Raw genomic sequence first — 1,739 nt, 5'->3', positions numbered from 1 at the left:
CTGTTATCTCGCTGACCTACATCTATGGTGTTGGTCGCACTACTGCACAGAAAATCTGTGCAGACGCTGGTGTAAACCCAGCCGCTAAGATCAAGGATCTGAGCGACGAGCAGATTGAACAGCTGCGTGGCGAAGTCGCGAAGTTCACCACCGAAGGTGACCTGCGTCGTGACATCAACATGAAAATCAAGCGTTTGATGGACCTGGGCTGCTACCGCGGTCTGCGCCATCGTCGGGGTCTGCCAGTACGCGGTCAGCGTACCAAGACCAATGCCCGTACCCGTAAGGGTCCGCGTAAGCCGATCCGCAAGTAATCGCACCAGCGAATCGACAGGAATATAGACATGGCAAAACCTGCTGCTCGTCCTCGTAAGAAAGTCAAAAAGACAGTGGTTGATGGCATCGCCCACATCCATGCGTCTTTCAACAACACCATCGTGACCATCACCGATCGTCAAGGTAACGCTCTGTCCTGGGCTACCTCCGGCGGTTCGGGTTTCCGTGGTTCCCGCAAATCGACCCCGTTCGCCGCTCAGGTAGCTGCTGAACGTGCTGGTCAAGCTGCGCTGGAGTACGGCCTGAAGAACCTCGACGTGAACGTCAAGGGTCCAGGTCCAGGTCGTGAGTCCGCTGTTCGTGCACTGAACGGCTGCGGCTATAAGATCGCCAGCATCACCGACGTGACGCCAATCCCGCATAACGGGTGCCGTCCGCCGAAGAAGCGTCGCGTGTAATCAGGAGACAGATAAATGGCACGTTACATTGGTCCAAAATGCAAACTGTCTCGTCGTGAAGGCACCGACCTGTTCCTGAAGAGCGGCGTTCGCGCTCTGGAATCGAAGTGCAACATCGAAGCAGCCCCAGGTATCCACGGCCAGCGCCGTGGCCGTCAGTCCGACTACGGCACCCAGCTGCGCGAGAAGCAAAAAGTCCGTCGCATCTACGGCGTTCTCGAGCGTCAATTCAGCGGTTACTACAAGCAAGCAGCGGCCAAGAAAGGCGCTACCGGCGAGAACCTGCTGCAACTGCTCGAATGCCGTCTGGATAACGTCGTTTACCGTATGGGCTTCGGCGCTACCCGTGCTGAATCCCGTCAGCTGGTTTCGCACAAGGCGATCAGCATCAACGGCAAGACTGTAAACATTCCGTCCTACCAAGTTCGTCCGGGTGACGTGGTCGCAGTTCGCGAGAAATCGCTGAACCAGCTGCGCATTGTTCAAGCCCTTGAACTGTGTGCTCAGCGTGGCCGCGTTGAGTGGGTTGACGTGGACGCTGCCAAGAAGTCGGGCGTTTTCAAGAACGTTCCTGCTCGCAGCGACCTGTCTGCCGACATCAACGAAAACCTGATTGTCGAGCTCTACTCCAAGTAAGGGCTAGAAAATAGGTGCATCCATGCAGATTTCGGTAAATGAGTTCCTGACGCCCCGCCACATCGATGTGCAGGTCGTCAGTCCAACCCGCGCCAAGATCACGCTCGAGCCTCTCGAGCGTGGCTTCGGCCATACCCTGGGCAACGCGCTGCGCCGCATCCTGTTGTCCTCCATGCCTGGCTGTGCAGTAGTCGAGGCCGAGATCGACGGCGTACTCCATGAGTACTCCGCGATCGAAGGTGTACAGGAAGATGTCATCGAAATCCTGTTGAACCTGAAAGGCCTGGCTATCAAGCTGCACGGTCGTGACGAAGTTACGCTGACCTTGTCGAAGAAGGGTTCGGGGGTGGTTACCGCTGCCGATATTCA

Annotated in this window: 3 protein-coding genes and 1 pseudogene; all 4 read left to right on the top strand. The window is 56.8% G+C overall.

The genetic code is table 11. The features are described from left to right. Positions 1 to 314, top strand: a 314-nt coding sequence (gene rpsM, locus CHB99_RS29175) for a 30S ribosomal protein S13 (RefSeq protein WP_249299732.1), incomplete at its 5' end; no start/stop codon positions are given. Between the two features lie 30 nt (positions 315 to 344). Continuing rightward, positions 345 to 734, top strand: coding sequence for a 30S ribosomal protein S11 (gene rpsK, locus CHB99_RS29170; RefSeq protein WP_002555466.1), 390 nt, complete (start codon positions 345 to 347; stop codon positions 732 to 734). A 15-nt stretch (positions 735 to 749) separates the two neighbouring features. Next, positions 750 to 1,370, top strand: coding sequence for a 30S ribosomal protein S4 (gene rpsD / locus CHB99_RS29165; protein ID WP_042123540.1), 621 nt, complete (start codon positions 750 to 752; stop codon positions 1,368 to 1,370). A 22-nt stretch (positions 1,371 to 1,392) separates the two neighbouring features. After that, a pseudogene (locus CHB99_RS29160) lies at positions 1,393 to 1,739 on the top strand (DNA-directed RNA polymerase subunit alpha); the annotation flags it as partial.

This window comes from Pseudomonas japonica (assembly GCF_900188455.1).
Classification (GTDB): Bacteria; Pseudomonadota; Gammaproteobacteria; order Pseudomonadales; family Pseudomonadaceae; genus Aquipseudomonas; species Aquipseudomonas japonica.
This window is presented reverse-complemented; position numbering and strand designations above follow the sequence as displayed.

Bases quoted from the DNA above. Each gene is read 5' to 3' on its own strand.
- rpsD (WP_042123540.1), top strand. From the start codon at position 750: ATGGCACGTTACATTGGTCCAAAATGCAAACTGTCTCGTCGTGAAGGC.
- rpsK (WP_002555466.1), top strand. From the start codon at position 345: ATGGCAAAACCTGCTGCTCGTCCTCGTAAGAAAGTCAAAAAGACAGTG.